This window comes from Oceanirhabdus seepicola, assembly GCF_023684385.1.
GTDB classification, from domain to species: Bacteria; Bacillota; Clostridia; order Clostridiales; family Clostridiaceae; genus Oceanirhabdus; species Oceanirhabdus seepicola.
Genome location: NZ_JAGSOJ010000002.1, coordinates 995067 through 1019355, shown reverse-complemented (window position 1 = coordinate 1019355; position 24289 = coordinate 995067). Strand labels below are relative to the sequence as shown.

30 protein-coding genes and 1 pseudogene are annotated in these 24289 nt (G+C 31.9%); 2 read left to right on the top strand and 29 right to left on the bottom strand.

Translation table 11 applies throughout. The annotated features are described in order from the left end of the window. Positions 1-77 precede the first annotated feature (77 nt). The 21 genes from KDK92_RS12155 to pyrB form a co-directional block, all read right to left on the bottom strand. On the bottom strand, positions 78-947 hold the full coding sequence (locus KDK92_RS12155; protein ID WP_250859509.1) for a hypothetical protein: 870 nt from the start codon (positions 945-947) through the stop codon (positions 78-80). Positions 948-991: 44 nt separating this feature from the next. Then, entirely contained in the window at positions 992-1141 is a 150-nt protein-coding gene (locus KDK92_RS12150; RefSeq protein WP_250859508.1) for a hypothetical protein, read from the bottom strand. 43 nt (positions 1142-1184) lie between these two features. After that, on the bottom strand, positions 1185-1535 hold the full coding sequence (locus KDK92_RS24970; RefSeq protein WP_250859507.1) for a hypothetical protein: 351 nt from the start codon (positions 1533-1535) through the stop codon (positions 1185-1187). A gap of 47 nt (positions 1536-1582) precedes the next feature. After that, positions 1583-1888 (bottom strand): hypothetical protein, encoded by a 306-nt coding sequence (locus tag KDK92_RS12140; protein WP_250859506.1) that lies wholly within the window; start codon positions 1886-1888, stop codon positions 1583-1585. Between the two features lie 51 nt (positions 1889-1939). Next, a complete protein-coding gene (locus KDK92_RS12135) occupies positions 1940-2257 on the bottom strand; it encodes a hypothetical protein (RefSeq protein WP_250859505.1) in 318 nt (105 codons plus the stop codon). A 92-nt stretch (positions 2258-2349) separates the two neighbouring features. Beyond that, on the bottom strand, positions 2350-2652 hold the full coding sequence (locus KDK92_RS12130; RefSeq protein ID WP_250859504.1) for a hypothetical protein: 303 nt from the start codon (positions 2650-2652) through the stop codon (positions 2350-2352). 146 nt (positions 2653-2798) lie between these two features. After that, a complete protein-coding gene (locus tag KDK92_RS12125; protein WP_250859503.1) occupies positions 2799-3410 on the bottom strand; it encodes a hypothetical protein in 612 nt (203 codons plus the stop codon). Positions 3411-3604: 194 nt separating this feature from the next. Next, positions 3605-4186: a ribosome biogenesis GTP-binding protein YihA/YsxC gene (gene yihA / locus KDK92_RS12120; RefSeq protein WP_250859502.1), complete on the bottom strand. Its 582-nt coding sequence runs from the start codon at positions 4184-4186 to the stop codon at positions 3605-3607. Next, positions 4173-6506, bottom strand: a complete 2334-nt coding sequence (lon, locus tag KDK92_RS12115) for an endopeptidase La (RefSeq protein ID WP_250859501.1) — start codon at positions 6504-6506, stop codon at positions 4173-4175. The genes yihA and lon overlap by 14 nt, the downstream gene beginning before the upstream one ends. 137 nt (positions 6507-6643) lie before the next feature. After that, positions 6644-8359 (bottom strand): ATP-dependent protease LonB, encoded by a 1716-nt coding sequence (lonB, locus tag KDK92_RS12110; RefSeq protein ID WP_250859500.1) that lies wholly within the window; start codon positions 8357-8359, stop codon positions 6644-6646. Between the two features lie 130 nt (positions 8360-8489). Continuing rightward, a complete protein-coding gene (gene clpX / locus KDK92_RS12105) occupies positions 8490-9782 on the bottom strand; it encodes an ATP-dependent Clp protease ATP-binding subunit ClpX (RefSeq protein WP_250859499.1) in 1293 nt (430 codons plus the stop codon). 16 nt (positions 9783-9798) lie between these two features. After that, positions 9799-10383, bottom strand: coding sequence for an ATP-dependent Clp endopeptidase proteolytic subunit ClpP (clpP, locus tag KDK92_RS12100; RefSeq protein WP_250859498.1), 585 nt, complete (start codon positions 10381-10383; stop codon positions 9799-9801). Between the two features lie 151 nt (positions 10384-10534). Then, positions 10535-11827, bottom strand: a complete 1293-nt coding sequence (gene tig, locus KDK92_RS12095; protein WP_250859497.1) for a trigger factor — start codon at positions 11825-11827, stop codon at positions 10535-10537. Positions 11828-12022: 195 nt separating this feature from the next. Further along, positions 12023-12922, bottom strand: coding sequence for a hypothetical protein (locus KDK92_RS12090; RefSeq protein ID WP_250859496.1), 900 nt, complete (start codon positions 12920-12922; stop codon positions 12023-12025). A gap of 319 nt (positions 12923-13241) precedes the next feature. Next, on the bottom strand, positions 13242-13814 hold the full coding sequence (pyrE, locus tag KDK92_RS12085; RefSeq protein ID WP_250859495.1) for an orotate phosphoribosyltransferase: 573 nt from the start codon (positions 13812-13814) through the stop codon (positions 13242-13244). Between the two features lie 18 nt (positions 13815-13832). Next, positions 13833-14741 carry a dihydroorotate dehydrogenase gene (locus KDK92_RS12080; RefSeq protein ID WP_250859494.1) on the bottom strand — a complete coding sequence of 303 codons (909 nt, stop codon included), beginning with the start codon at positions 14739-14741 and terminating at the stop codon, positions 13833-13835. Then, on the bottom strand, positions 14734-15480 hold the full coding sequence (locus KDK92_RS12075; protein WP_250859493.1) for a dihydroorotate dehydrogenase electron transfer subunit: 747 nt from the start codon (positions 15478-15480) through the stop codon (positions 14734-14736). Before KDK92_RS12075 ends, KDK92_RS12080 begins: the two co-directional genes overlap by 8 nt. Further along, a complete protein-coding gene (gene pyrF / locus KDK92_RS12070; protein ID WP_250859492.1) occupies positions 15473-16336 on the bottom strand; it encodes an orotidine-5'-phosphate decarboxylase in 864 nt (287 codons plus the stop codon). Before pyrF ends, KDK92_RS12075 begins: the two co-directional genes overlap by 8 nt. After that, positions 16323-17522, bottom strand: coding sequence for a dihydroorotase (locus KDK92_RS12065; protein ID WP_250859491.1), 1200 nt, complete (start codon positions 17520-17522; stop codon positions 16323-16325). The genes pyrF and KDK92_RS12065 overlap by 14 nt, the downstream gene beginning before the upstream one ends. Further along, positions 17522-17947 (bottom strand): aspartate carbamoyltransferase regulatory subunit, encoded by a 426-nt coding sequence (locus KDK92_RS12060; protein ID WP_250859490.1) that lies wholly within the window; start codon positions 17945-17947, stop codon positions 17522-17524. Before KDK92_RS12060 ends, KDK92_RS12065 begins: the two co-directional genes overlap by 1 nt. Next, positions 17947-18870 (bottom strand): aspartate carbamoyltransferase, encoded by a 924-nt coding sequence (pyrB, locus tag KDK92_RS12055; protein WP_250859489.1) that lies wholly within the window; start codon positions 18868-18870, stop codon positions 17947-17949. Before pyrB ends, KDK92_RS12060 begins: the two co-directional genes overlap by 1 nt. 280 nt (positions 18871-19150) lie before the next feature. Between pyrB and KDK92_RS12050 the strand changes: the two genes are divergently transcribed. After that, entirely contained in the window at positions 19151-19570 is a 420-nt protein-coding gene (locus tag KDK92_RS12050) for a hypothetical protein (RefSeq protein WP_250859488.1), read from the top strand. Between the two features lie 119 nt (positions 19571-19689). On the opposite strand, the gene KDK92_RS12045 is transcribed toward KDK92_RS12050, so the two are convergent. From KDK92_RS12045 to KDK92_RS12010, 8 genes are all read right to left on the bottom strand, one after another. Next, the gene (locus tag KDK92_RS12045) at positions 19690-21072 is read right to left on the bottom strand and encodes a coiled-coil domain-containing protein (protein WP_250859487.1); all 1383 of its coding nucleotides are present in this window, start codon (positions 21070-21072) and stop codon (positions 19690-19692) included. 517 nt (positions 21073-21589) lie between these two features. Continuing rightward, a complete protein-coding gene (locus tag KDK92_RS12040) occupies positions 21590-21739 on the bottom strand; it encodes a hypothetical protein (RefSeq protein ID WP_250859486.1) in 150 nt (49 codons plus the stop codon). Between the two features lie 16 nt (positions 21740-21755). After that, positions 21756-21896 carry a hypothetical protein gene (locus tag KDK92_RS12035; protein WP_250859484.1) on the bottom strand — a complete coding sequence of 47 codons (141 nt, stop codon included), beginning with the start codon at positions 21894-21896 and terminating at the stop codon, positions 21756-21758. A 16-nt stretch (positions 21897-21912) separates the two neighbouring features. Continuing rightward, a complete protein-coding gene (locus KDK92_RS12030; RefSeq protein ID WP_250859484.1) occupies positions 21913-22053 on the bottom strand; it encodes a hypothetical protein in 141 nt (46 codons plus the stop codon). 91 nt (positions 22054-22144) lie between these two features. Next, entirely contained in the window at positions 22145-22294 is a 150-nt protein-coding gene (locus KDK92_RS12025) for a hypothetical protein (RefSeq protein ID WP_250859485.1), read from the bottom strand. Between the two features lie 17 nt (positions 22295-22311). Beyond that, positions 22312-22452, bottom strand: coding sequence for a hypothetical protein (locus tag KDK92_RS12020; RefSeq protein ID WP_250859484.1), 141 nt, complete (start codon positions 22450-22452; stop codon positions 22312-22314). Positions 22453-22468: 16 nt separating this feature from the next. Beyond that, complete coding sequence (locus KDK92_RS12015) at positions 22469-22609, bottom strand: hypothetical protein (protein ID WP_250859484.1); 141 nt, start codon at positions 22607-22609, stop codon at positions 22469-22471. 16 nt (positions 22610-22625) lie between these two features. Further along, positions 22626-22769, bottom strand: coding sequence for a hypothetical protein (locus tag KDK92_RS12010; protein WP_250859483.1), 144 nt, complete (start codon positions 22767-22769; stop codon positions 22626-22628). A gap of 740 nt (positions 22770-23509) precedes the next feature. Here KDK92_RS12010 and KDK92_RS12005 point away from each other — a divergent pair. Then, positions 23510-24049: pseudogene (locus KDK92_RS12005) on the top strand (class I SAM-dependent methyltransferase); the annotation flags it as partial. Positions 24050-24289: the final 240 nt, after the last annotated feature.

Sequence of the window (24289 nt, the reverse complement as noted above, 5' to 3'; positions counted from 1 at the left end):
ACTCATGTATGTCTTTATTACATGCGTAGCACAGAGAGGTTTAATGACACCAAGATTAAGTTTTTTAACTGTCTGTGTTATTCTGTTATTCCATAGTAGTCATTATATAATACTACTACCTTTTCAATAAATTCTGTATTTCCACTATTCAACATTGCATTTATAATTTTAATCATCTTGAGAGAACTATAATTCTCTTCCCCTATGTTCATTTCATCATCTTCAAATGATGTATATCCCATATCATATGATTCTGGATTACTAAAAACTCCCTCAGGATTGTTTTCCATTACCCCTTCGTTTTTAAGTTGATTAATTATGTTTGTAATTTGTGTCTGATCAACATTTTTCAATAAATCATTTACTTTATTCTCATCTAAATTACTCAATAAATCTGTCAAGGTATCTTGTGCGCCTTCACCATTCAAAACGCTATTTACATTGTTGGCATTGTTTGCAATGTTAGCATTATTTCCATTGTTATTAGGCTTATTGAATAATAACTTGGATACTAGATTCATATCAACATTTCCCAATAATTGCATGATTTGGCTATTTCCTAATGTAGAAAAAAGCTGTATAAGCGGTGCCATCATTCCTCCTGCTGCACCTAATAAACCACCTATATTCCCTAGTGGTCCACCCATCATATTTGGTCTTAATGGCCCTTGACCCATCTGACCCATTTGACCCATTTGTCCCATTTGGCCCATAGGATTTTGTCCCATCATACCACCATTATTGAGAGGATTATTTCCGCCTAAAAATCCACCTAAAGGATTACTGTTCATTTGGTTCATATTTCCTAAAGGATTCCTAGCAGTGAATGGATTATTGTTCATTAAATTATTACCAAAACCATTTCCACCCATCATATTATTGTTTAAGTTATTGTTCATATTACTTGCTAGCTCTCTCTCTCTTCTTCTTCTCTTATGCTTTGACATGAAATCACCTCTCTTATATTAAGGAGGGTCTGCCCCCCTGTTTTTTACCAATAATACATTCCATATCTAGGACCCCATGGGTATCCATATACAGGTCCCCAGAGGTTGCCATACCATGGCCCCCATAGATATCCTCTTCTTGCTAGACGTCTCATCGCTCGCCTATCTCTCCTATATCTTCTATGTCTTGACATGATGTCACCTCTCTTATATTAAGGAGGGCACCAGCCCTCCCTATTAATATCTTCCGTAGCCGCCGTAGCCGTAGCCACCATATCCGCCGATTCCTCTACCAAATCCGCCACATCCACAAGATAAGAAATATAATGTAATTATGAATACTATTCCAGCAAAACATTTGTCATCCTTTACAGGTCTTTTTTCACATCCACATGCATCCACTCCAGTTCTACCTCCTCCATGATGATCTAATCCACCAAATTCTCTACCGAAGAATAAAAGAATCAATATTAAAATTATCAATGATGGGAAAGAACAACAGCTTCTTCCATAACTTATTCCTACTGGACTACTACAAGTTTGTTTACAACAGCAACTTTGTCTACAACAACAATTTGAACTTGACATACTAAAACCTCACTTTATACGCATTGGTTTAGATGCCTATCGCTCTTTTAGTAAATTCCTCCTTGAAGTCCTCTCTTTCCTGGTCCACAGCATGTTAAGAAATATAATGTGATGATGAAGATTATACCGCCAAAGATTCCGTCATTTCCGCCAAAGAAGCTAGCGCTACCGTTTTCTTCTCCACATGGACCTCTTCTTCTTTCTAGGCCTTTACCGAAGAACAATAAGATAAGGATTAATATTATTAACGCTGAAAAATCACAACATCCTGTTCCAAATCCTCCGTGAGCTAATGGTGCACCAACAGTTGGCATCATCCCATAGCACTTTGTATGGCATCTACATCTTGACATCTAATTCCCTCCTTTTTTCTTTAGAATTTTCTTTGTTTTACTAAGCTGTTATTAGTAACCCATTCCATATCCCATTCCGCATGGTGATGGTGTCGCGCATTTTCCTGGTCCACAACAAGATAGATAGAATAATGTGATGATGAAGATGATTCCACCGAATAATCCGTTGAATCCAAATCCGTCTCCATGTCCTCTTTCTTCTCCACATGGTCCTCTTCTTCTGTCAAATCCTTTACCGAAGAATAATAAGATAAGAATTAATATGATTAATGTTGAGAAATTACAACAATTTGTACCATATCCTCCACCTGCATAACCACAGTGAGGCATTGGCATTGGTCTTTGAGCACAACAACAGTTTCTTGACATTTTATTCACTCCCTATTTTATAAACATATATTATTTTTAATGCTTTATTACTTTTATGCTTTATTGTCTTTTAAGTCATATTTTTTATGCTATTAGTATCCCATTTGCATTGCGCATTTTCCTGGTCCACAACAAGATAGATAGAATAATGTGATGATAAAGATGATTCCACCAAATATTCCAGTTCCGCCTAAGAATCCACCATGTCCTTCATGATCGTCACAAGGTCCTCTTCTTTTACCAGCTAGACTTTGACCGAAGAATAATAAGATAAGAATTAATATAATTAGAGCTGAGAAATTACAGCATCCTGTTCCTAATCCTCCACCTTGATAACCACAGTGAGGCATTGGCATAGCCATTGGTCTTTGATTACAACAACATTTACTTGACATTTTATTCCCTCCTAAATTTGTAATTGAATTTGTGTTCTTAAAGTTTTCCATTGAGTACAGCATTATACTAAAAGTTTTGTAATGATTATTATTGAAGTTATTACATTTTTTTAACACCTATTGTTCTCAGAAATTACTTATGCTAGTTAAGTTGAAGGTTCTGCTGGAACTAATCCACTACCGCCTTCTCCACCGCCTAAAAAGGGACGTCTTCTAAATAAGAAGAAACCGATAAATATTAATATGATGATCCACCAAATTCCGAATCCTCCATATCCTCCACATCCTACACCGTAAGGTGGGTAATAAGAAGCAGGTTGAACATTACTTGGTTGTTCTCCACCACATTCACATAGGTAAGCCTTGTATTTTCTATATGCCTTCCTACACTTTTTCCTTAGCTTTCTGTTACAGCATGCATCACATCCACTTGGGTCCTCACAGCAATCACAACATGAATCTGATCCATTCATGCCTCCATATGGATTTCCATAAGGTGATACTCCGTATGGTGAACCATATCCTAACCCGGGTCCCATTCCATATCCTCCATATCCAAAACCTGCTATTGCAATTATGAATATTATGAATATGAAAAATATTCCTATGCCTAAAAAACCAAATCCTCCGCCACTGCCGCCACCGCCGCCCATGTTATTCATAATATTATTGATTGTGTCGTTATCGATTCCGCCAGCACCGCCAGCGCCGCCTTGGCTATTATTCATAACGTTGCTTAAGAGGCTATTAATATCCACATTATCTCCTCCTTTCAGTAGCTAAATTTAATGTTTTTTCTTTTGTTATAGTACATATTATTCTTATAATTCAAATTTGACACAAAAAAAGAACCATAAATATTTTTCATTTATGGTTCTTTTTTATTTATATTTTCGATGTTACAAAATTCTTTATAAAAATATATTTTATTAAATTATATTAGGTTTAAGGTTTATAGCTCTTTTTCAAGCTCATTCAATAATGCATCAATACCAACCTTCTTAAGAGATGAGAAGAATATTAACTTTTCATCATCAGGCATTCCTAATGTCTCTCTAATTCGCTTTTCAGATTTCTTAATCTCATTTCTCTTAAGTTTATCTTCCTTTGTTGCTATTACAAGTACATTACCACCATAGTGTTTAACCCATTCATACATCATAATATCATCTTCTGTAGGCTTATGGCGACCATCAACAAGAAGTACTATCTTTTTAAGCGGCTCTCTATTTAGAAGGTACATCTCCATCATCTTACCCCATTTAGCCTGCTCAGTTTTAGAAACTTTAGCATATCCATAACCAGGTAAATCAACAAAGTAGAACTCATCGTTTATTAAGAAAAAGTTTACAAGCCTAGTTTTTCCTGGCGTTCCACTCACCTTAACAAGTTTCTTTCTATTTGTTATAGTATTTATAAGTGATGATTTTCCAACATTAGATCTACCAACAAAAGCAAATTCCACTCTGTTATCAACTGGATATTGCTCTGGTTTTACTGCTGAAATAATAAATTCTGAATTAGTTATCCTCATTTGTTTTCTCCTTAATTAGCGCATTACTTAAAACATCATCGATATTCTTAGAAATAATAAAGTTAACTTTACGCTTTACGCTATCTGGTATATCATCAATATCTTTTTGATTTTCAAATGGTATAATAATCTCCTTAACACCAGCTCTATATGCTGCTAGAGATTTTTCTTTAAGCCCACCTATTGGAAGTACTCTTCCTGCTAAGGTAATTTCTCCAGTCATAGCAACATCATGTCTAACCTTCTTACCAGATAAAGCTGATACCAATGCTGTTGTCATTGTAATACCTGCTGATGGTCCATCTTTAGGTACTGCACCCTCTGGAACATGAATGTGAATGTCCTGTTCTTTATAGAAATTCGGGCTTATGTTATACTTCTTAGCATTTGATCTTACAAGACTGTATGCAGCTTTCGCTGATTCTTGCATCACTTCTCCCAGTTTTCCTGTTAATTGTAATTTACCTGAACCTTCCATAACACTTACCTCAACTGGTAGTGTATCTCCACCATATGCCGTCCAGGCTAATCCAGTTACTATACCAACTTTGTCTTCTTTATCAATCATTTCATAAGTATAAATCTCTCTTCCAAGATATTTCTTAACATGATTTATTGTTATACTTACACTTTCCTTATCTTTTTCAACCATCTCAGTGATAGCTTTTCTAACTACTGAAGCTATCTTTCTCTGAAGATTTCTTACACCTGATTCCTTTGTATAATGTTCTATTATATATTTGATTGCCATATCTGATAATTTAATTTTGCCATCTTCAACACTATGCTCTTCCATTACTTTCTTTAATAAATGTCTCTTAGCAATGTTGAACTTTTCAATGTTAGTATATCCACCAACATTTATAATTTCCATTCTATCAAGAAGAGGTCTTGGTATCGTCTCCAACGTGTTTGCTGTAACCACAAATAACACTTTTGAAAGATCATAATCAAGCTCAATATAATGATCTCTAAATGTATCGTTTTGCTGAGAATCAAGCACTTCAAGAAGTGCATCAGATGGATCCCCTTTAAAGTTATTACTCATCTTATCTATCTCATCTAATAAAAATAATGGATTTTTAGATTTCGCTTGTTTCATTCCATAGATTATTCTTCCTGGTATAGCACCAACATAAGTTTTTCTATGTCCTCTAATCTCAGCCTCATCTTTTACTCCACCTAATGACATTCTAACAAACTTTTTATTCAATGCATGAGCAATAGATTTTGCTATTGATGTTTTACCAACACCTGGTGGTCCAACAAGACACAATATAGGAGCATTTAGTGTTTTTGATATTTTTCTTACAGCGAGATATTCTATTATTCTCTCCTTAACATCCTCAAGCCCATAGTGCTCTTCGTCAAGTATCTTTCTCGCTCTCTTAATATCTAGATTATCTTTTGTGATAGTTTTCCAAGGTAGCTCTATTATCCAATCTAAATAAGATCTAATAACAGTGCTCTCAGAAGAATAATATGAAGTACTTTTCAATCTTTTAAGTTCATAAAGCGCTTTCTCCTTAACATCTTTAGGAAGCTTCGCTTTTTCTATCTTCTTCTCATATTCCTTTATTTCCTTAGAACTCTCATCATCTTCCCCAAGTTCTTCCTGGATAATCTTCATCTGTTCTCTTAAGTAATAATCTTTTTGAGATTTATCTATACGTTTCTTAACCTTTGTTCCAATCTTCCTTTGTAATCTCAATACTTCATTTTCATTCTTTAAAATTTCAAGTATTTTCTCAAGTCTCTTATTAAGCTCTTTGATTTCCAATAATTCCTGTTTCACAGTAGTTTTCAATACCATCAATGCACTAACTACATCTGCAAACTCAGCACTCTCTTCAAGTTCTTCTAAATTGATTATAGAATCTGGTGCTACATTTCCAGATAGATCAATATATTCATCAAATTCCTCTTCAATTGATCTAATCAAGGCTTCCTTTTCATTTTCATCTCCTTGAATATCTTTAAATTCCTTTACCTCAGCAATATAGTATGGGTCTTCGCTTATATATTCAATAATCTCAGCTCTGTATTTACCTTCAACCAGTACTCTAATGCTATTCCCTGGAAGCTTCAAAATCTGCTTTATATAACAAACTGTTCCGATTTTATAAATCCCCTCAATATCAGGCTCTTCAACAATTGCTTTTTTCTGTGATGCCAGAAATATCAACTGATTATCAGACATAGCCTCTTCTAAAGCTTTTATAGATTTCTCTCTACCAACATCAAAGTGTATAACCATATTTGGAAAAATAGTTATACCCCTTGTAGGAATCATGGGTAAGGATCTTTTTGTATTTTCCATTGTCGTCCCCCCTTGAACATTATTTATATATATTCAATAATTTATATATATTCAATTTTTAATATTAAATAGGCAATTTTATATTAATAATAGACTTTAACTAGTATATTATACCTATAAAACTGCCTTTATACAACTTAATTTTCCACACTTTCGTTACATTCTTTACTCTGTGCGCTTATTATTCCATATTCGGATGTCATTATACCATTTTCTTCTATAGAAGGTACCTCCAATGACTTTATAACTGCAACTTCAATAACTTCATTTATATTACTTACTGGAATAATTTTAATTCCTTCAAAGTTCTCGAAATTTTTTTGCCAATTGTCCTTTGGAATTATCACAGTCTCAACCCCTGCTTTTATTGCAGCTTTAATCTTTGCAGTAACACCTCCAATTGGTTTTACCCTTCCATGTATCGATACCTCTCCTGTCATAGCCACCTTATTTGATACAGGTATGTTTTTTATTGCACTATATATAGCAGTGGTCATACTAACTCCTGCTGATGGACCATCTACGGGACCCCCACCTGGAAAATTCACGTGAATATCAAAATCATGACAAGGAATATTATAAACATTCTTTATAATTGTCATAACATTTTCTATTGAACAACGGGCATTACTTTTTCTTATAAGCTTCCTATTCTGAGATTTAATCTCTTCACGTTCTACCACACCTGTGATATTTATTATTCCGTCACTGTTTCGTGATTTCATAGCTATAGCTTCAATCTCCATTAAAGTTCCCATATTGGCTCCAAATACAGCTAATCCATTCACATATCCAATCTGAGGTTTATTCTTAATCTTAACTTCTGGTCTAGGAGTAAAGTGTCCATTCTCGATTACCCATTCCAAATCTTCAATGAGAACCTTATTTCTTTCATGATTTATAGCTATCCCACATGCTAGCTGTACTAAATTTACTGCTTCTCTACCATTTGTTGTGTATTTCCCCACTGTTGAAGGTATTTCTTCATCCATTTCCATTCCCATCTTCTTAACGGCATTTTTTGCAATTAACTCTGTCTCCTCTGCTGTTAACCCTCTAAAGAAAACTTCAACACTTCTTGATCTTATGGCAGGATTAATCTCCTCTGGCCTTCTTGTGGTTGCCCCTATAAGTCTAAAGTCTGCAGGTAATCCATACTCAAAGACCTCTCTAATATATTGAGGATAATTCATAGAACTATTGGAATTATAATAAGCACTATCCAAGAATACCTTTCTATCTTCCATTACTTTTAGTAATTTATTCATCTCTATAGGATGAAGTTCTCCAATTTCGTCCATAAATAACACGCCCCCATGTGCTTTTGTTACTGCACCTGGCTTTGGTTGAGGTACTCCCGCGCTTCCAAGCGGTCCTGCTCCTTGATAAATAGGGTCGTGAACAGAACCAATCAAAGGGTCTGCTATTCCTCTATCATCAAATCTTATTGTTGTTGAATCAATCTCAATAAACTTTGCATCTTGTCTAAATGGAGAGTGTTTTTTTGTTTTTGCATATTCCAAAACCAATCTAGCTGCTGCTGTCTTTCCAACACCTGGTGGTCCATAAATAATAACATGCTGTGGATTAGGTCCACATATTGCAGCCTTTAAAGCTTCTATTCCTGAAGATTGACCTATAATTTCATCAAATTTCTTTGGTCTACTCTTTTCAGTAAGAGGTATGCTCAACTTAATATCTCTCAATTTTTTCAAATTTTCCATTTCTTTGCTTGTATCTCTACTCTGTGTTGACTTATTTATCTTTTGTGTCTTTAATGCGTTAAAAAAATATAGTCCAATAACTATTGTAAAAAACATCTGTATAATCATAAATATATTTGTTGTTGTCATTATTTTCCCCCTATAGCATAATTATTATTTTTTTCCTAGCTTTTATTTATTCCTACCTTTTATTATTAACAGATCGCTATTGTTATATTCTAGGAAAATAAAAAAAAGCGTTGCATTCGCAACGCTTTTTTTAAGCCGTTTCTGGCCCTTTTAACTCTTTTTTCTTTTTCACTTTCTTTAAAGGCTTACGAGTTCCTTCTTCAACAAAGAATAATTCAGGTTTCTTAGTTTCTACGCTTTCTTTATTCATAACAACCTTATATACTTCTTCTTTTGAAGGAATCTCAAACATTATATCTCTCATAGAATCCTCTATGATAGACCTTAAGCCCCTTGCACCAGTATTCCTAGCGATTGCACTCTTAGCAATTTCACTCAACGCTTCCTCATTAAACTCAAGTGTAACATCATCCATCTCAAAAAGTTTCTGGTATTGTTTAACTAGAGAATTCTTTGGCTCACTTAAAATTCTTACTAAAGCCTCTTCATCAAGACTTTCAAGAGTCACTAGCATTGGTAATCTACCAACAAATTCTGGAATCAATCCAAACTTTAGAAGATCTTCTGGCATTAAATTCTCTAGAAGTTTCCCAACATCTTTCTCTTCTTTCGATTGAATTTTAGCACCAAAGCCCATTATAGTATCTCTTGTTCTCTTTTGAACAATCTTATCAACACCATCAAATGCTCCACCACAGATAAACAGGATGTTTCCAGTGTTTATTTGGATAAACTCTTGATGAGGATGTTTTCTACCACCTTGAGGTGGTACAGATGCAACAGTTCCCTCTAAGATCTTAAGAAGTGCCTGCTGAACACCTTCTCCTGATACATCTCTTGTGATTGAAGGATTTTCTGATTTTCTTGCAATCTTATCAATTTCATCTATATAGATAATCCCTCTCTCAGCTCTTTCAATATCATAGTCAGCATTCTGTATCAGTTTTAAAAGAATGTTCTCTACATCTTCACCAACATATCCTGCTTCTGTCAATGTAGTAGCATCTGCTATAGCAAATGGAACATTCAACATTTTCGCTAATGTTTGTGCTAAATAAGTTTTACCACATCCTGTTGGACCTACTAGAAGAACATTACTCTTCTGCAGATCAATATCATCAACATTCACTTTAGAATTTATTCTCTTGTAGTGATTGTAAACAGCCACGGATAATGCTTTTTTAGCAGTTTCTTGCCCAACGATATATTGATCTAAATATTTCTTAATCTCTATTGGTTTTGGCAAACTCTCCATTTTAACATCAACATTCTCGTCAAAATCATCAGCAATGATTTCAGAGCATAACTCTATACATTCATCACATATATATGCTCCTGGACCAGCAATCAATCTTCTTACCACATCTTGATTCTTGCCACAAAAGGAACATTTTAACTGTTTCTTTTCATCATATTTTGGCATTTCTACACCTCACAGGTTATTTCTTTTTAGTAATTACTTCATCTACTAATCCGTATTCTTTTGCTTCATCACCAGACATGAAATAATCTCTTTCAACATCTATTTCTACCTTTGATAAAGGTTGCCCTGTTCTTTCACTAAGTATTTGATTTAACTTCTCTTTTGTTCTTAATATTCTTTTTGCATGAATATCTATGTCTGTAGCTTGCCCTTGGAATCCTCCTAATGGCTGATGTATCATTATTTCACTATTAGGTAAGGCAAATCTTTTTCCTTTTTCGCCTGCTGTTAATAAGAAGGCTCCCATTGATGCTGCTAAACCTACACAGATTGTAGATACATCTGGCTTAATATATTGCATTGTATCATAAATAGCCATTCCAGCTGAAATAGAACCACCTGGACTATTTATGTAAAGATAAATATCTTTATCAGGATCATCTGCTTCTAAGAAAAGTAATTGTGCTACTACTAAATTTGCTGTTACATCATTAACTTCTCCACCTAAGAAAACTATTCTATCTTTAAGTAATCTTGAATATATATCGTAAGATCTTTCTCCTCTGTTAGATTGCTCAACAACCATTGGTACATAAGCCATATAATTCCCTCCTTTAAATAGGTTATACTTTAATTCTTTCCTAACAATTAAAAGACTAATCAGAAATATTAATTTTTATATTTTCTGAATATTCTAAAGATTTTTGTTTGAAAATTGCCAGATTATCTCTGGCAATTTTGCTTGTTATATATTATGCAACATCTTTACTATTATCAACTATTAATTTAACAACTTTTTCAGATTTTATTTCTTCGTTTAACATTGCACCTTGAGTTTTGATGATTAATTCAGCAGTTTCTTCTGCTTTTTCACCACCATATTGTTTAGCAATCTCTAAAGCTTTTTCTTTTGATTCTTCTTCGCTAACTTCTATGTTTTCAACTTTAGCAATTTCACTTAATACTAAGTTTGACATAACTTTCTTCTCAGCATTTTCTTTCATCATTTCTCTTACTTTTTCTGCTGTGTTGTTAGTGTACATATAGTAAGTTTGTAAGTCTAAACCTTGATATTGTAATCTCATCTCAAGATCTTTAACCATTTGGTCAATTTCTCTTTCGATCATTACTTGTGGAATATCAATTTCTGCGTTCTCAATTACTTTTTCAAGTAAAGCTTCTTCGAATTCTCTTTCAGCTTTTGCAACGTTAGATTCTTCTAGTTTTGCTCTTAGGTCATTCTTATATTCTTCAACTGTATCAAATTCTGAAACATCTTTGATGAATTCATCATCAATTTCAGGTAACTCTTTACCTTTGATACCTTTGATCTTAACTTCAAATTTAACTGGCTTATTGTTTAAATCATCTCTTCCGTAATTTTCAGGGAAAGTAACATTAACTTCTTTCTCTTCTCCAACTTTAGTTCCGATTAATTGATCTTCGAAAGTATCAATGAAAGATTTAGATCCGATTGTTAATTCGTGATCTTCAGCAGTTCCACCTTCAAATTCAACTCCATCAATAAATCCTTTGAAATCGATTGTTACGATATCTCCGTCTGCAACTTCACTATCATTCTTCTCAATAACTCTAGCATTTTGCTCTGCTTTAGCTTTTAAGTTTCCTTCAATTTCTTCTTCTGTTACTTCATAAGATTTCTTTTCAGCTTCAATTCCTTTGTATTCACCTAATTTAACTTCTGGAGTTACTATAACCTCAGCAGTATAGATGAAATCTTTACCTTCTCCAATTTCAACAACATCAATTTTCGGATAATCAACTGGAGTGATTCCTGCTTCTTCAACAGCTGCTGGATAACTTTCATCACAACAGAAATTTATAGCATCATCAAAGAAAACACTTTCTCCATAGAACTGCTTGATAATGTTCATTGGTGCCTTTCCTTTTCTGAATCCAGGTATATTGAACTGCTTAACATTCTTCTTATATGCTTTCTTAATTCCTTCATTAAATTTCGCTGAATCAACCGAAATCTCTAATTTAACAACGTTATTTTCTAACTTTTCAACTTTAACGTTCATTATTTCATTCCTCCTAAAATTTCTATCTCCTACATGTATCAGCTTTGTTGTCTAGCCTCAACATAATTCTAACCTAAAACATTATATCATAATGAATACTGCATTACAATATTATTACATATACTGCCCCTTTAAACAATACCTTAAGATGAATATTTTTAAAAATTTAACTTACCATTAACTTAATTTTTATTATTACTTAATTTTTCCATTGTTATCCACTTTGTATTCATTTCCATGTATTTGTATTTTAATTAAATTATTATCTCTTTCACCAATTATTATTTCTTTTCCACTTAACTTATTATTACTTATAAAAGTATGCTTTCCTTCATTAATTTTATATGTCCATATATATAAATTTTTCTTTGCATTTATCCAAGGAAGACCACTTACATACACTATTGTATTTTCATCAATAAATTTTGGTGACTTACTCCATACATAATCTTCATATCTATCTATTACATACTCTTTATCGAACTTCTTTTTCTTAGAAGATATATAATTTGGTTTTGTTATATCTACTGATACAAAATCATCCTTAATTAAATATGTATTCTGTGAATTCTTTATGTTAACCACAGCAATATTCCCTAAAATATCTGTTTCAATTCCTTCATCTTTATCAATGGAAATAAATTCTTTTTTTTCATTTACCATTTTATAATTAAGAGTTATCATCATTTCTCTTCCTAATCCAATATATTCTGATTTTAACTCATTATATTCTTCTTTATTGTCACTCTTTTTAATTGATTCCTTTTCTTTAACATCAGTTTTCTTTTTATCATCTTCTAGCTTTTCTTCTGATTTAACTTCTTGCTCATCATTCTTTTGAATAATCTCTTCCTTTATATTACTCTCATTTATATTACTCTCATTTTTCTGTGCTGACTTATCAGCGCCTTTCTCTTTAAATATGGCAAAATTCTTAATACCTGATCTAATATTAGCCATATTTTTATCATTTAATGATAAAAATAAAGCACTACCTATAACAATCAAAATCACAAAGAAGATGATTATTCTTTTTCTTCTTTTCTTTTTCATGCTACCACCATAGTTTTCACTAAATATACTTGGCTTAGCCACCCAATTCCTCCTTTTAATTCTTTTGTAAGTTCCTATAGTATTCTCGCTTCATATTATTATATCTATTAAACATAACTCCATTATTTATTATAACTCATAATTAGTTTGATTTATAACCCTTTTTTCCTTTTTTTTCACTAAACACCACTATAATATTACACTATCAGAACATTTCTTCGCTTTATTCATAATTATAGCCATACATTATTTTTTTAATCACTTTTGGTTTATTTTACATATTTTAGCATAACTAAAAGAGATATACCTTTATTAAAAAGTATACCTCTCCATTTGTTTATTTTTTTCATGAGTCTAATTATTATTTTATTTTTCTACTTCCTGGTTTATTAATCTCTATTTTACCTTCTTTACATATTGGACAATTTTCAGCTTCATAACTTTCAATATATATCTCTTCTGCAGAGAAAATTGGCATTGATAACTTACTGCTCTTTCTGTCAATTACACATGCTATTCCAACTACTTCTCCACCTAATTCTTTAATTACTTCAGCTGTCTCTAATGATGATTTACCTGTTGTAACAACATCTTCTACTATTAATACCTTCTCACCTTTTTCAATTGCAAATCCTCTTCTTAATGCCATTTTACCATCAACTCTCTCAGTAAACACGTTTGGTTTTCCTAATTGTCTAGAAAGTTCATATGCAGGTAATATTCCGCCCATAGCAGGCCCTACTATTTTGTCTACATGTAAGTCACTCGCCTTAACCTTTTCAGCAACAACAGCCATAACCTCTGCACCCATCTCTGTATTCACAAATAATTTTGCACATTGGCAGTACTCTCCACTATGTCTTCCTGATGATAATAAAAAATGTCCTTTTAATAGCGCTCCGCACTCTCTCATTATTTCAAATACTCTACTCATATTTAACCCTCCATTTATTTATATAATTCCTCTTATCTCATCTAAATTTTTAATATTTTGTTCAATCATGAATTTTTCTATTCCTTCTAATATATCTATTGGAGCACATGGGTTATAAAAACTGGCACTTCCCACTGATATAGCCTCTGCACCAGCCATTATGAACTCTATTGCATCTTCCCATGTACATATTCCGCCCATGCCAATTGTAGGTATGTTTACATTTTTGCATACCTCATGGACCATCCTCAATGCTATTGGTTTTATTGCAACTCCGGATAGTCCTGCATATACATTTTTAAAAATTGGCTTCCTATTATATATATCAATTCCCATTGCTTTAAATGTATTTACTAATGATATTGCATCAGCACCAGCTTTTTCACAAGTTAACGCCATATCCACAATATCCTCTGCATTAGGAGATAATTTCACAATCATCGGTTTCTTACATACTGATTTAACTTCTTTCACGACTTTGAACGCATCTGCACTTTTTATTCCGAAGGCCATTCCACCTTCTTTAACATTAGGGCATGATATATTAAGTTCTATCATATCTACTTCACTTTCACTTAATCTCACTGCCCCTTCAATATATTGTTCTAATGTATTCCCGCCTAAGTTGGCGATTATATTTGTATTTATTCCACCACAGTATTCTTCATATTTTTCCATGAATGTATCTATTCCTGGATTCTGAAGTCCTATACTATTTATTAATCCACCTTCAACCTCATATACTCTTCTTCCTTCATTACCTAGCTTTTCATTTATAGTTAATCCTTTAGATGTTATTGCACCTAATCTATCCACATCATAAAACTGTGAATAATCTTTTCCGAACCCAAATGTTCCAGAGGATGTGATTATAGGGTTTTTCATCTCAATACCAGCAATTCTACAAGATAGATCTACTTTATTCATGCCAAATCAACTCCTCTCCAGAAAATACAGGTCCTTCTTGACAAACTCTTTTTCTTCCCCATGTCGTTTCACAAACACAGGCTAAACATGCTCCCACACCACATGCCATGTAATTTTCCATAAGTACCAATGACTTTACATTGTTTTTTCTACACTCTGAAATAACCTTTTTCATCATAATCCCTGGTCCACATGTAATAACTAAATCATAGTTTTCAACAGGTAAGTGATCAGTTATATAACCTTTTTCTCCCATTTCTCCTGTTTCTGTGGATATCTTTTTTGAATTTACATTTTTTTCCACAATTTCCACAGAATAATCCACAGCCTTAAATCCACAAAATAAATCTATTTTCTTCTCTTTTAACTCTTTAATAAGTTGATTAGCAGGGGCTATCCCTATTCCACCTGTTACAACAGCAATTTTCCCTTCTATCTTTTCAATCTCATCCACATCAAATCCATTCCCTAATGGACCGAACATTTCAATAGTATCTCCTGCTGAAAGCTTAGAGAACTCTTTTGTTCCCTTTCCCTTCGCCATGTATAGAAATGATATTCCATCTTCATCTATGCTGTGTATACTTATAGGTCTTGGTAACATTGTATTACCCTTCTGTGGTTTTATCATATAAAACTGTCCACTTTTCCCCTTAAAATCCCCTTCAAGTTTCATTGAATATATGTTATCAACAACATTTCTATTCTCTTTTATTAGAGCGCTTTTGTAATTATTCATGAATCACACCAATTACCTTTCTCATGTCCTCAACTTCTTTTACAGCACACTCTATTGGATTTAGTTCACCATTTTCGTACTTCTTATATGCCATCAAAATTCCTCTAGAAGAATTAACAACTCCACCATTTCCTCTATTAAGTAATTTGTTTACCACTGTAGCTGCTCCACCTTGTGCTCCATATCCTGGAATAAGGAAGAACATATTCTTATATCTATTTCTTATCTCTTCACTCTCATCTTCATGAGTACACCCTACTACTCCTCCGATAGAGCTATATCCACAATTACCTATATATTTATTAGCTAGATTATATATCTGATCTCCAGTATGTTCAAATACAGTTTTTCCATTTTCCAATTTTTCAAATTGGATGTCTCTAGCGCCTTTATTAGATGTTCTTATAAGAGGGAATATACCTTTATCTCCTCTTTTTATATATTCTTCATAAGGTTCTATACTATCCATTCCCATGTAAGGATTTACAGTGATAAAATCACTTTCGAAGTCTCCCTCAAAGTGAGCTTTTGCATATTGCCCTGCTGTTTTTGCAATATCCCCTCTTTTAATATCACTTATAGCTAACATTCCATTTTTTCTTATATATTTCAATGTTTCAGCGTATACTTTTAACCCCTCTAACCCTAATGCCTCATAATAAGAAATTTGCACCTTGAATATTGCACACTTATCTTTAAGAGCATCTATTAATGAAAGATTATAATTAAGTATACATTCTGCAGGAGAATTGAATCTCTTCTTGAACCCTTCTGGAATATAGTCATAATGTGTATCTAACCCTACACATACATTTCCCTTGTTCAAAACCTCTTCATGTAATCTATCTATTATCATTACTTTCCCTCCTGTATATGAACTCACCATTTTTAATTGTAGCTTCCACTACTCCATAGAATTCTCTTCCTATAAGAGGAGTATTCTTCCCCCTAGATAGCAAGTTTTCCTCTTTTACTAATTGAGTTTCCTTTAAATTTACTATTACCATATCACCATCATATCCTTCTTTGATCTTCCCCTTTTTAAGGTTAAGTATCTTTGCTGGATTATATGACATTAGTTCACTTAGCTTATTAATTGTTATCTTTCTACTTTTCACAAGTTCTGAGTAACATATTGGGAATGATAATTCTATCCCTGATATACCTGGCGCTCCATTTTTCTTATCTTCTAAAGTATGAGGCGCATGATCCGTAGCTATAGCATCAACAGTACCATCATTTATTCCCTTTATAATTTCTAGTATGTCTTCATTTTCTCGGATTGGAGGATTAACTCTGTAATCACTTATCCCATCAGGATTCATTATGTGATGCGGAGTAACCTCACAGGTTACTTTAACACCATTTTTCTTCCCTCGTCTAATAATATCTATAGCTTCTCTTGTACTCACATGGCACATATGAATCCTACCATCTATCTCTTCAGCTATTTGAACATCTCTTTCGGTCATGTTATTCTCTGCATCTCTCATATTATCTGCAGATGAATCCTCAGCGTGAGACATGAATGTCCATCCCTTTTTAGTACATATATCAAGGATATCTCTCATAACGCTGTGGCTCATAACGCCTTTTCCATCATCTGATATGCACTTTACCTTCCCATCTTCTAATCCTTCAAGGTGAGAATAATCATCCCCCAATAGACCGGTGGTTCCAGAAACACATTGATTTATATCTATTATTCCAACTTCTTTATTTCTCTCGTTTATTGCATTAAGAACTGTCATATTATCGCATACTGGGTTTGTATTGGCCATCAATGTTACATGAGTATACCCACCTTTTGCAGCAGCTTCGCTTCCACTCTTAATATCTTCTTTATGTGTGTATCCCGGTTCTCTAAAGTGTGCATGAAGATCTATGAAGGAGGGCATTAAAACTCCTTCCCCCATAGTTCCTTGTGCTTTTCTTTCTATTATATTAGCTATTTTTCCATCAACTATTTTTACATCACCAAATAATGTTCTATCACAATCCACAATCCAATAATTTTTAAGTTCCATACTCTTATTTTTCATTATAATGAACTGTATTCTCCATCACAGTATGCACATCTATATGTGCCTTTCTTACCGCTTGCAAGATAAAACTTATTTGTGATATTAGTTTCTATACTTGTGATGCATCTTGGATTATTACATTTTATGATGTTCTCAATTTTATTTGGTAATTCAAGTGCTATTTTATCTGTTATAGCTCCATCCTCTATGATATTTATAGTTATATTAGGATCAAGGAATCCCAAAAACTCATAATCAAGGTCTATATGCTCATCTATCTTAATAATATCTTTTCTACCAACTGCATTACTAGCTACGTTCATTATAAGAGCAACTGGTGTTTTGGATTTATTTAATTTCAGATGTGAAAATATTTTTTCTCCTAATCCAGGTTTAATGTGATCTATTACTATTCCTTTATTAATACTATTTATTGTTAACATTATTTATCCCTCCCTAATAACTTAAGAATCAATGCCATTCTCGCATACATACCGTACTTAACCTGGTCAAAGTATTTTGCTCTCTTGTTATTATCAACGGAAACATGTATCTCGTTTACTCTTGGAAGTGGATGCATAATTATCATATCCTCTTTTGCATTCTGGAGTTTCTCTTCAGTGAGTATATATCTATCCTTAAGTCTCACATAATCATCCTCATTGAAGAATCTTTCTCTTTGAACTCTTGTCATATAGAGAATATCTAGTTCTTCTATAACCTCATCAATTTTCTTAACTTCTTTATATTTAATATTATTTTTTTCTAATACTTCTTCTTTAATATAATTTGGAATTTTTAATTCATCAGGAGCTATTAAATAGAATTCTATCCCTTCATATCTAGACATAGCTTTTATAAGAGAGTGAACTGTTCTTCCGAACTTAAGATCACCACATATACCGATTTTAAGATTTGTTAATCTGTTTTTTAATGATTTGATTGTTAATAGATCTGTTAATGTTTGCGTTGGATGCTGATGTCCCCCATCTCCTGCATTAATAACTGGAATGGATGAATTCATCGCCGCAACCTTTGGCGCTCCCTCTTTCGGATGCCTCATAGCTGCAATATCTGCATAACATGCAATTGTTTTAATTGTATCAGCAACACTCTCTCCCTTTGCAGCAGAGCTTGAAGCTGCCTGTGAAAATCCAACAATACTTCCTCCTAATCTCAGCATAGCTGCCTCGAAGGATAGTCTTGTCCTTGTACTTGGCTCATAAAATAACGTTGCTAATATCTTACCTCTACAAGATTGTGAATACTTTTCAGGATCCTCTATAATTTTCTGTCCTAAATCCAGAATCTCATAAATCTCCTCTACTGTTAAATCCATTGGTTCAATAACACTTTTTCCTATCATTTTTACTCCTCCTTCTAAGTCTCTCTGTACTTTAATTAAAGGTGGGAAGTTTCGCACAAAATAAAAAGCGCTTTCCTTAAGGAAAGCGCACTAAAGTCGAACTAAAACATCCGTTATGTGCTATTCTTCCTTACTGATGTCTCGCATCAGATTAAAGGTCTTTAATAAAATTTACTACAAAAATGAAATAAAGTCAAGCACATTCAAATAACTTTTTACAATCTTCAATTTATATGAGATAATTATCTCTGACAATATGTATATTGCAAGGAGGAGAATTATGTTAGAAAACACTAGAAAATTCCACGCTTATGTGGTTGAGAATAATATACCTATGAATATATCAGAATCATTAAAAGGATATAAGGTCTTTAAGGTGCCTGAAATTCAAGAATTTAACTGTGGTGCAAGAGCAAATATTCTTGTTATGATTACAGATGATGATCTTCAAGTAGAGATATATCTTCTTAACTTACTGACTGTGGGCGAAGGTAAAGATAAGACTGCTATATATGATTACATAAATAGATTAAACACTCAATATCCACTTTCAACATTCTTTGAGAACGAAGGAAAAATAAATATAAGATGCACAATACCATTCAATAATAATTTCGACTCAAAGATTATCATAGATATGATAAATTATCTTAGACAGACTGTTGATGAAGAGTATGGTAGATTGAGACATTTGTGTTAAATTAATCAGAACCACCCGTAAAACGGGTGGTTTGTATAAGCCCTATAATAAACCATTATATATGTTGTGTACTAAAATACTTTATATAAATTCTGTCTTCCTCAAAATATTTCCCATCACTATTTATTAGCATCATCATCTTTTTCCAATAATTCATATTCCTTTAATTCAGAAGCTCTTAATATATACATATCATTTTCAGCTCTATCATACTCTTCTTTTACAAACCCTATTCCCTTTACATAATAATCTCTAACTACTCCACCTTTAAATATAGTGGTTATCTCTAGAGCATTAACATATCCTATTTTCGTATACATCCCTTGATCTATTCCTGTGATAATTGATACTGAGTTGTTATTTTTCCATGAACTTCCTATCTTAAGAGGCCCTTTTAATACTGTATAATTTAAATTAGACTTTTCATTAAAATAGTTTTTATTTTCATCATAACCTTCACCTGAAGAATATATTCTCTTAACATAATCCTCTCCAATTTCATAAACACTTGCACTTTTTACTGCAGTATCACTGTGTTCAACAAGTAATTTATTTTCAAATTTTTCTTTTATAACCTCAGTATACCCTCCATTTTCAAAGCCGCCAGTATATTTTCTATTAATTTTTTCAATTGGAAAATATTCCAGTATACTTACATCTTTTTTGCCCTCAATTTCTCTATATATTGTCTCCTCTAACCCTTGAACATGCTGAAACTGTATATCTTTACCTTCATACAAGAATTTAACCCCATCTATCCATTCTCCATCATAATCAGGTTGCAAAAATGCAGATACCAGTTTTGTTATAGTTGCTGCCCCTCCAGATGATCCTTGAAAACGATTATTTGCCCAAGATGGGCTTGGATAATACGCTCCTTTTCTTTCATACTTTTCTTTCAGGTTAATATATGCAATTTTTTTATTTCCTTCATTTTTAATTGATTCAACATTTATAGGTAACCCATCAAAAACATACAGGGACAAATTATAAGCTAGTTCTTGTAGTTTTTCCTCTAACTCTAAATTTTTACTCATAATACAATATGATGAAACATACTTTATCATTGAATTTGCATCGACATCATATAATGGCATAAAATCAATATCCTCAGTATTCATCCCCTCTTTTAAGGCTGCTATAACCCCTGCTTGGTTTCTTAGTTTATTTTTAATATTAATCTCCTGCTCTGAATAATGTTTAAAATACTGTTTATAATACTCATAAGTTGCTTCATCAATATTCTTCTCTTTTATACTATCATCACTTAATAATTTTTCATTTTCTATCTTTAACTTTTCCATTTCTTTCTTCAGTTCATTCAATTTAATTTTTGTTTCTTCTAAATCTTCTTCTTTATCCTGAAGCTGACTCTGGGTTTGAGATAGCGTATTCTTTAATTCATTTATCTCATTATTCCCTTCAGATTTACAGCTTGATAGACTTAAGCTTACAACTAGAAAAACGCTGCATATAACAATAAATTTTCTAATCTTATTCATATAAAACCTAACCTTTCTAATAATTTTTATACTACAAATAAACAACAATCTCATTTAATTATATACAGTCGCCATTTACATATAGTTACATTTAAGTTACATTGTGAAAATATAGAGTTCTTAAATTATAATAAAACCGCAGTTCATTTGAACTGCGGTTTATTTTATATTAACTGTGCACTAACAAGTTTTCTATTGATCTTTTTGTTTACTAATTCTTGTGTTTCTTGAGATCTAATTTTGATTCCACACAATCCTAAAGAATCATTTTTTTCTATTAATATATCTTTTTTAAACATAAATTTACACCTCTTTACTTACTATTATAAATATAGCCTATTACATTCAATCTCATGTTTATCAACTTAATAATTTATTATCTGATTTTAATTCCGCTCTCTTACATAGCTATCCATATTCATTCGAACCTTTAACCTTAAAATCACTATTTCCTTTACAAATACACATTAACACTTTAAACACTCTCCTTTTAAATTATTCTTTCACTTTATTCAAATTAGATAAACATAGTATTGTAATTTAGTACAATGTTTTGAATTCTTCTCTTTTCTTCTTTCTCAATTCTTTTTATTTCTTCTTTGTACTCTAATTTATACTCTAATAATGATGCTAAAGTATTTCTTTCTAAAAACATTTTTCTCTTCATATTCTCATCTCCCTTATTACATTCCTATAAATAATAGGTTATTCTCAATTTCTCTCTTTGCTTCTTTATCAATTCTTTTTATTTCTTCTCTGTACTCTAATTTATACTCTAATAATCCTAGTAATTGATTTTTTCCTAAAAACATATTTCTCTTCATACTCTCATCTCCCTTATTACATTCCTATAAATAATAGGTTATTCTCAATTTCTCTCTTAGCCTCTTTATCAATTCTTTTTATTTCTTCTCTGTACTCTAATTTATACTCTAATAATCCTAGTAATTGATTTTTTCCTAAAAACATATTTCTCTTCATACTCTCATCTCCCTTATTACATTCCTATAAATAATAGGTTATTTTCAATTTCTCTCTTAGCCTCTTTATCAGTTCTTTTTATTTATTCAAATTAGATAAACATAGTATTGTAATTTAGTACAATGTTTTGAATTCTTCTCTTTTCTTCTTTCTCAATTCTTCTTATTTCTTCTTTGTACTCTAATTTATACTCTAGTAATGATGCTAAATCATTTTTTTCTAAAAACTTATTTCTCTTCATATTCCTCATCTCCCTTATTACATTCCTATAAATAATAGGTTATTCTCAATTTCTCTCTTAGCCTCTTTATCAATTCTTTTTATTTCTTCTCTGTACTCTAATTTATACTCTAATAATCCTAGTAATTGATTTTTTCCTAAAAACATATTTCTCTTCATACTCTCATCTCCCTTATTACATTCCTATAAATAATAGGTTATTCTCAATTTCTCTCTTAGCCTCTTTATCAATTCTTTTTATTTCTTCTCTGTACTCTAATTTATACTCTAATAATCCTAGTAATTGATTTTTTCCTAAAAACATATTTCTCTTCATACTCTCATCTCCCTTATTACATTCCTATAAATAATAGGTTATTTTCAATTTCTCTCTTAGCCTCTTTATCAAGTCTATTTTGTTCTTCCTTGTACTCTAGTCTGTATTCCAATAAACTTGACAATCTTTGTTCTTTTCCTATTCTACTTTTTTTTAACATATCACTCACCCCTTTCAATTAACTATTTCTAAAATTTTGCATAATAAAAAGCCGTGGTTACCCCTACGGCTTCAATATCTAAGCATCTAAAAAATGCATAAAGACACTAATATATAATAAAACCGCAGAACTTAGTCTGCGGCTCATTGGCTTAAAATAATTTTTTACAAATTAAATTTATCTAATTATAAGCTCCTGATAGCAGACCATATTCAATTTATTATGTTCTAAATTCTTAACTATTGTAGTATTCATTTTTCATGGCCTCCTTTTCAGAATTTTTTATATTTTTTATATTTTTTATATTTTTTATCTTTTCTTACTACGCTACTTATATTACACTAGTTTTTTATATCTGTAAAGTCTTTTTTTAATTATTTTATCATTTTTTTTATATTAATCTATTTTTAGGTAATTATGAGTCAGTATTTTTGACCTTTCTAAAGTCATCTAGTATATTACCAAACTCATGTACTGCCTAAGAAGCACACCAAAGCAGCAGAAACAATTAATAGATTACTAATGATGTTACGATATGAATAATATGTTATCTAATTTTAATATCAACTTGGTATAAAACATTAATTATTTTTATTAATTTTTGAATGGGGGATATTTAAATGGTAGATTCAAAAATATGGGAATGGGAAAAAGCAAATCAGTCGCCTTGGTTAAAACCAACTGATGATTGTTATTATATTGCTAACAAATGATCCGAGTTAGGCTTTAAAAAGGTTTTAGATTTGGGTGCTGGATTAGGACGACATTCTATATTTTTTGCACAACAAGGTTTTGACGTATCAGCTATAGATATATCTGATTATGCAGTGAATTATTTGAAAGAATTGTCTGCAAAAGAGAATTTAGATATTGATATTAATCTTGGAGATATTATGTTTTCTTTACCGTATGCCGATAATTCTATTGACTGTATATTTGCTTATCATGCTATTTCCCACACTGATACAACGGGTATAAAAAAGCTTGTAGGTGAAATAGAACGAGTACTAAAGCCAGGTGGAGAAGTATATACATCAATGTGTTCTAAAGAAAGTTGGAAGTTTGTCAAAGCTGGGTATCCTAAAATAGATGAAAACACAGTATTAATTAAAGAAGATGGACCTGAAAAAGATGTACCACATTTTTTTGCTAATCGTGAAGATATTTTAAACCTTTTTAATAATTTTGATATAGAAAGAATACGTCATATTGATTATTGTTATTTAAAATCTAAAAAATCAGATTGTAAATATTATTATATTAATGGACATAAGAAATAGAGCTTATCTAAAATATATCCGTAAATTCAAAAAGATTCAAATTCCCTCAGCTTAATTAACTTAGGAATTTGAATCTATCTTCTGGAATAATCATGAAATAAAACTCTCATAGGCAAAAGTTGTACCAAAAAGTACACAAGCACTACTTGTATACTTTTATATGATTTAGCTTAAGAACTTAATTATGATTTTGTTATAAATGATTTTAAAAATACAGGGGCAACTTTGATACATAGTTTG

What these genes read in the sequence shown, in the direction of transcription:
- KDK92_RS12155 (WP_250859509.1), bottom strand. Translation starts at nt 947, where the DNA reads ATGTCAAAGCATAAGAGAAGAAGAAGAGAGAGAGAGCTAGCAAGTAAT.
- KDK92_RS12150 (WP_250859508.1), bottom strand. Translation starts at nt 1,141, where the DNA reads ATGTCAAGACATAGAAGATATAGGAGAGATAGGCGAGCGATGAGACGT.
- KDK92_RS24970 (WP_250859507.1), bottom strand. Translation starts at nt 1,535, where the DNA reads ATGTCAAGTTCAAATTGTTGTTGTAGACAAAGTTGCTGTTGTAAACAA.
- KDK92_RS12140 (WP_250859506.1), bottom strand. Translation starts at nt 1,888, where the DNA reads ATGTCAAGATGTAGATGCCATACAAAGTGCTATGGGATGATGCCAACT.
- KDK92_RS12135 (WP_250859505.1), bottom strand. Translation starts at nt 2,257, where the DNA reads ATGTCAAGAAACTGTTGTTGTGCTCAAAGACCAATGCCAATGCCTCAC.
- KDK92_RS12130 (WP_250859504.1), bottom strand. Translation starts at nt 2,652, where the DNA reads ATGTCAAGTAAATGTTGTTGTAATCAAAGACCAATGGCTATGCCAATG.
- yihA (WP_250859502.1), bottom strand. Translation starts at nt 4,186, where the DNA reads ATGAGGATAACTAATTCAGAATTTATTATTTCAGCAGTAAAACCAGAG.
- lon (WP_250859501.1), bottom strand. Translation starts at nt 6,506, where the DNA reads ATGGAAAATACAAAAAGATCCTTACCCATGATTCCTACAAGGGGTATA.
- lonB (WP_250859500.1), bottom strand. Translation starts at nt 8,359, where the DNA reads ATGACAACAACAAATATATTTATGATTATACAGATGTTTTTTACAATA.
- clpX (WP_250859499.1), bottom strand. Translation starts at nt 9,782, where the DNA reads ATGCCAAAATATGATGAAAAGAAACAGTTAAAATGTTCCTTTTGTGGC.
- clpP (WP_250859498.1), bottom strand. Translation starts at nt 10,383, where the DNA reads ATGGCTTATGTACCAATGGTTGTTGAGCAATCTAACAGAGGAGAAAGA.
- tig (WP_250859497.1), bottom strand. Translation starts at nt 11,827, where the DNA reads ATGAACGTTAAAGTTGAAAAGTTAGAAAATAACGTTGTTAAATTAGAG.
- pyrE (WP_250859495.1), bottom strand. Translation starts at nt 13,814, where the DNA reads ATGAGTAGAGTATTTGAAATAATGAGAGAGTGCGGAGCGCTATTAAAA.
- KDK92_RS12080 (WP_250859494.1), bottom strand. Translation starts at nt 14,741, where the DNA reads ATGAATAAAGTAGATCTATCTTGTAGAATTGCTGGTATTGAGATGAAA.
- KDK92_RS12075 (WP_250859493.1), bottom strand. Translation starts at nt 15,480, where the DNA reads ATGAATAATTACAAAAGCGCTCTAATAAAAGAGAATAGAAATGTTGTT.
- pyrF (WP_250859492.1), bottom strand. Translation starts at nt 16,336, where the DNA reads ATGATAATAGATAGATTACATGAAGAGGTTTTGAACAAGGGAAATGTA.
- KDK92_RS12065 (WP_250859491.1), bottom strand. Translation starts at nt 17,522, where the DNA reads ATGAAAAATAAGAGTATGGAACTTAAAAATTATTGGATTGTGGATTGT.
- KDK92_RS12060 (WP_250859490.1), bottom strand. Translation starts at nt 17,947, where the DNA reads ATGTTAACAATAAATAGTATTAATAAAGGAATAGTAATAGATCACATT.
- pyrB (WP_250859489.1), bottom strand. Translation starts at nt 18,870, where the DNA reads ATGATAGGAAAAAGTGTTATTGAACCAATGGATTTAACAGTAGAGGAG.
- KDK92_RS12050 (WP_250859488.1), top strand. Translation starts at nt 19,151, where the DNA reads ATGTTAGAAAACACTAGAAAATTCCACGCTTATGTGGTTGAGAATAAT.
- KDK92_RS12045 (WP_250859487.1), bottom strand. Translation starts at nt 21,072, where the DNA reads ATGAATAAGATTAGAAAATTTATTGTTATATGCAGCGTTTTTCTAGTT.
- KDK92_RS12040 (WP_250859486.1), bottom strand. Translation starts at nt 21,739, where the DNA reads ATGAAGAGAAAAATGTTTTTAGAAAGAAATACTTTAGCATCATTATTA.
- KDK92_RS12035 (WP_250859484.1), bottom strand. Translation starts at nt 21,896, where the DNA reads ATGAAGAGAAATATGTTTTTAGGAAAAAATCAATTACTAGGATTATTA.
- KDK92_RS12030 (WP_250859484.1), bottom strand. Translation starts at nt 22,053, where the DNA reads ATGAAGAGAAATATGTTTTTAGGAAAAAATCAATTACTAGGATTATTA.
- KDK92_RS12025 (WP_250859485.1), bottom strand. Translation starts at nt 22,294, where the DNA reads ATGAAGAGAAATAAGTTTTTAGAAAAAAATGATTTAGCATCATTACTA.
- KDK92_RS12020 (WP_250859484.1), bottom strand. Translation starts at nt 22,452, where the DNA reads ATGAAGAGAAATATGTTTTTAGGAAAAAATCAATTACTAGGATTATTA.
- KDK92_RS12015 (WP_250859484.1), bottom strand. Translation starts at nt 22,609, where the DNA reads ATGAAGAGAAATATGTTTTTAGGAAAAAATCAATTACTAGGATTATTA.
- KDK92_RS12010 (WP_250859483.1), bottom strand. Translation starts at nt 22,769, where the DNA reads ATGTTAAAAAAAAGTAGAATAGGAAAAGAACAAAGATTGTCAAGTTTA.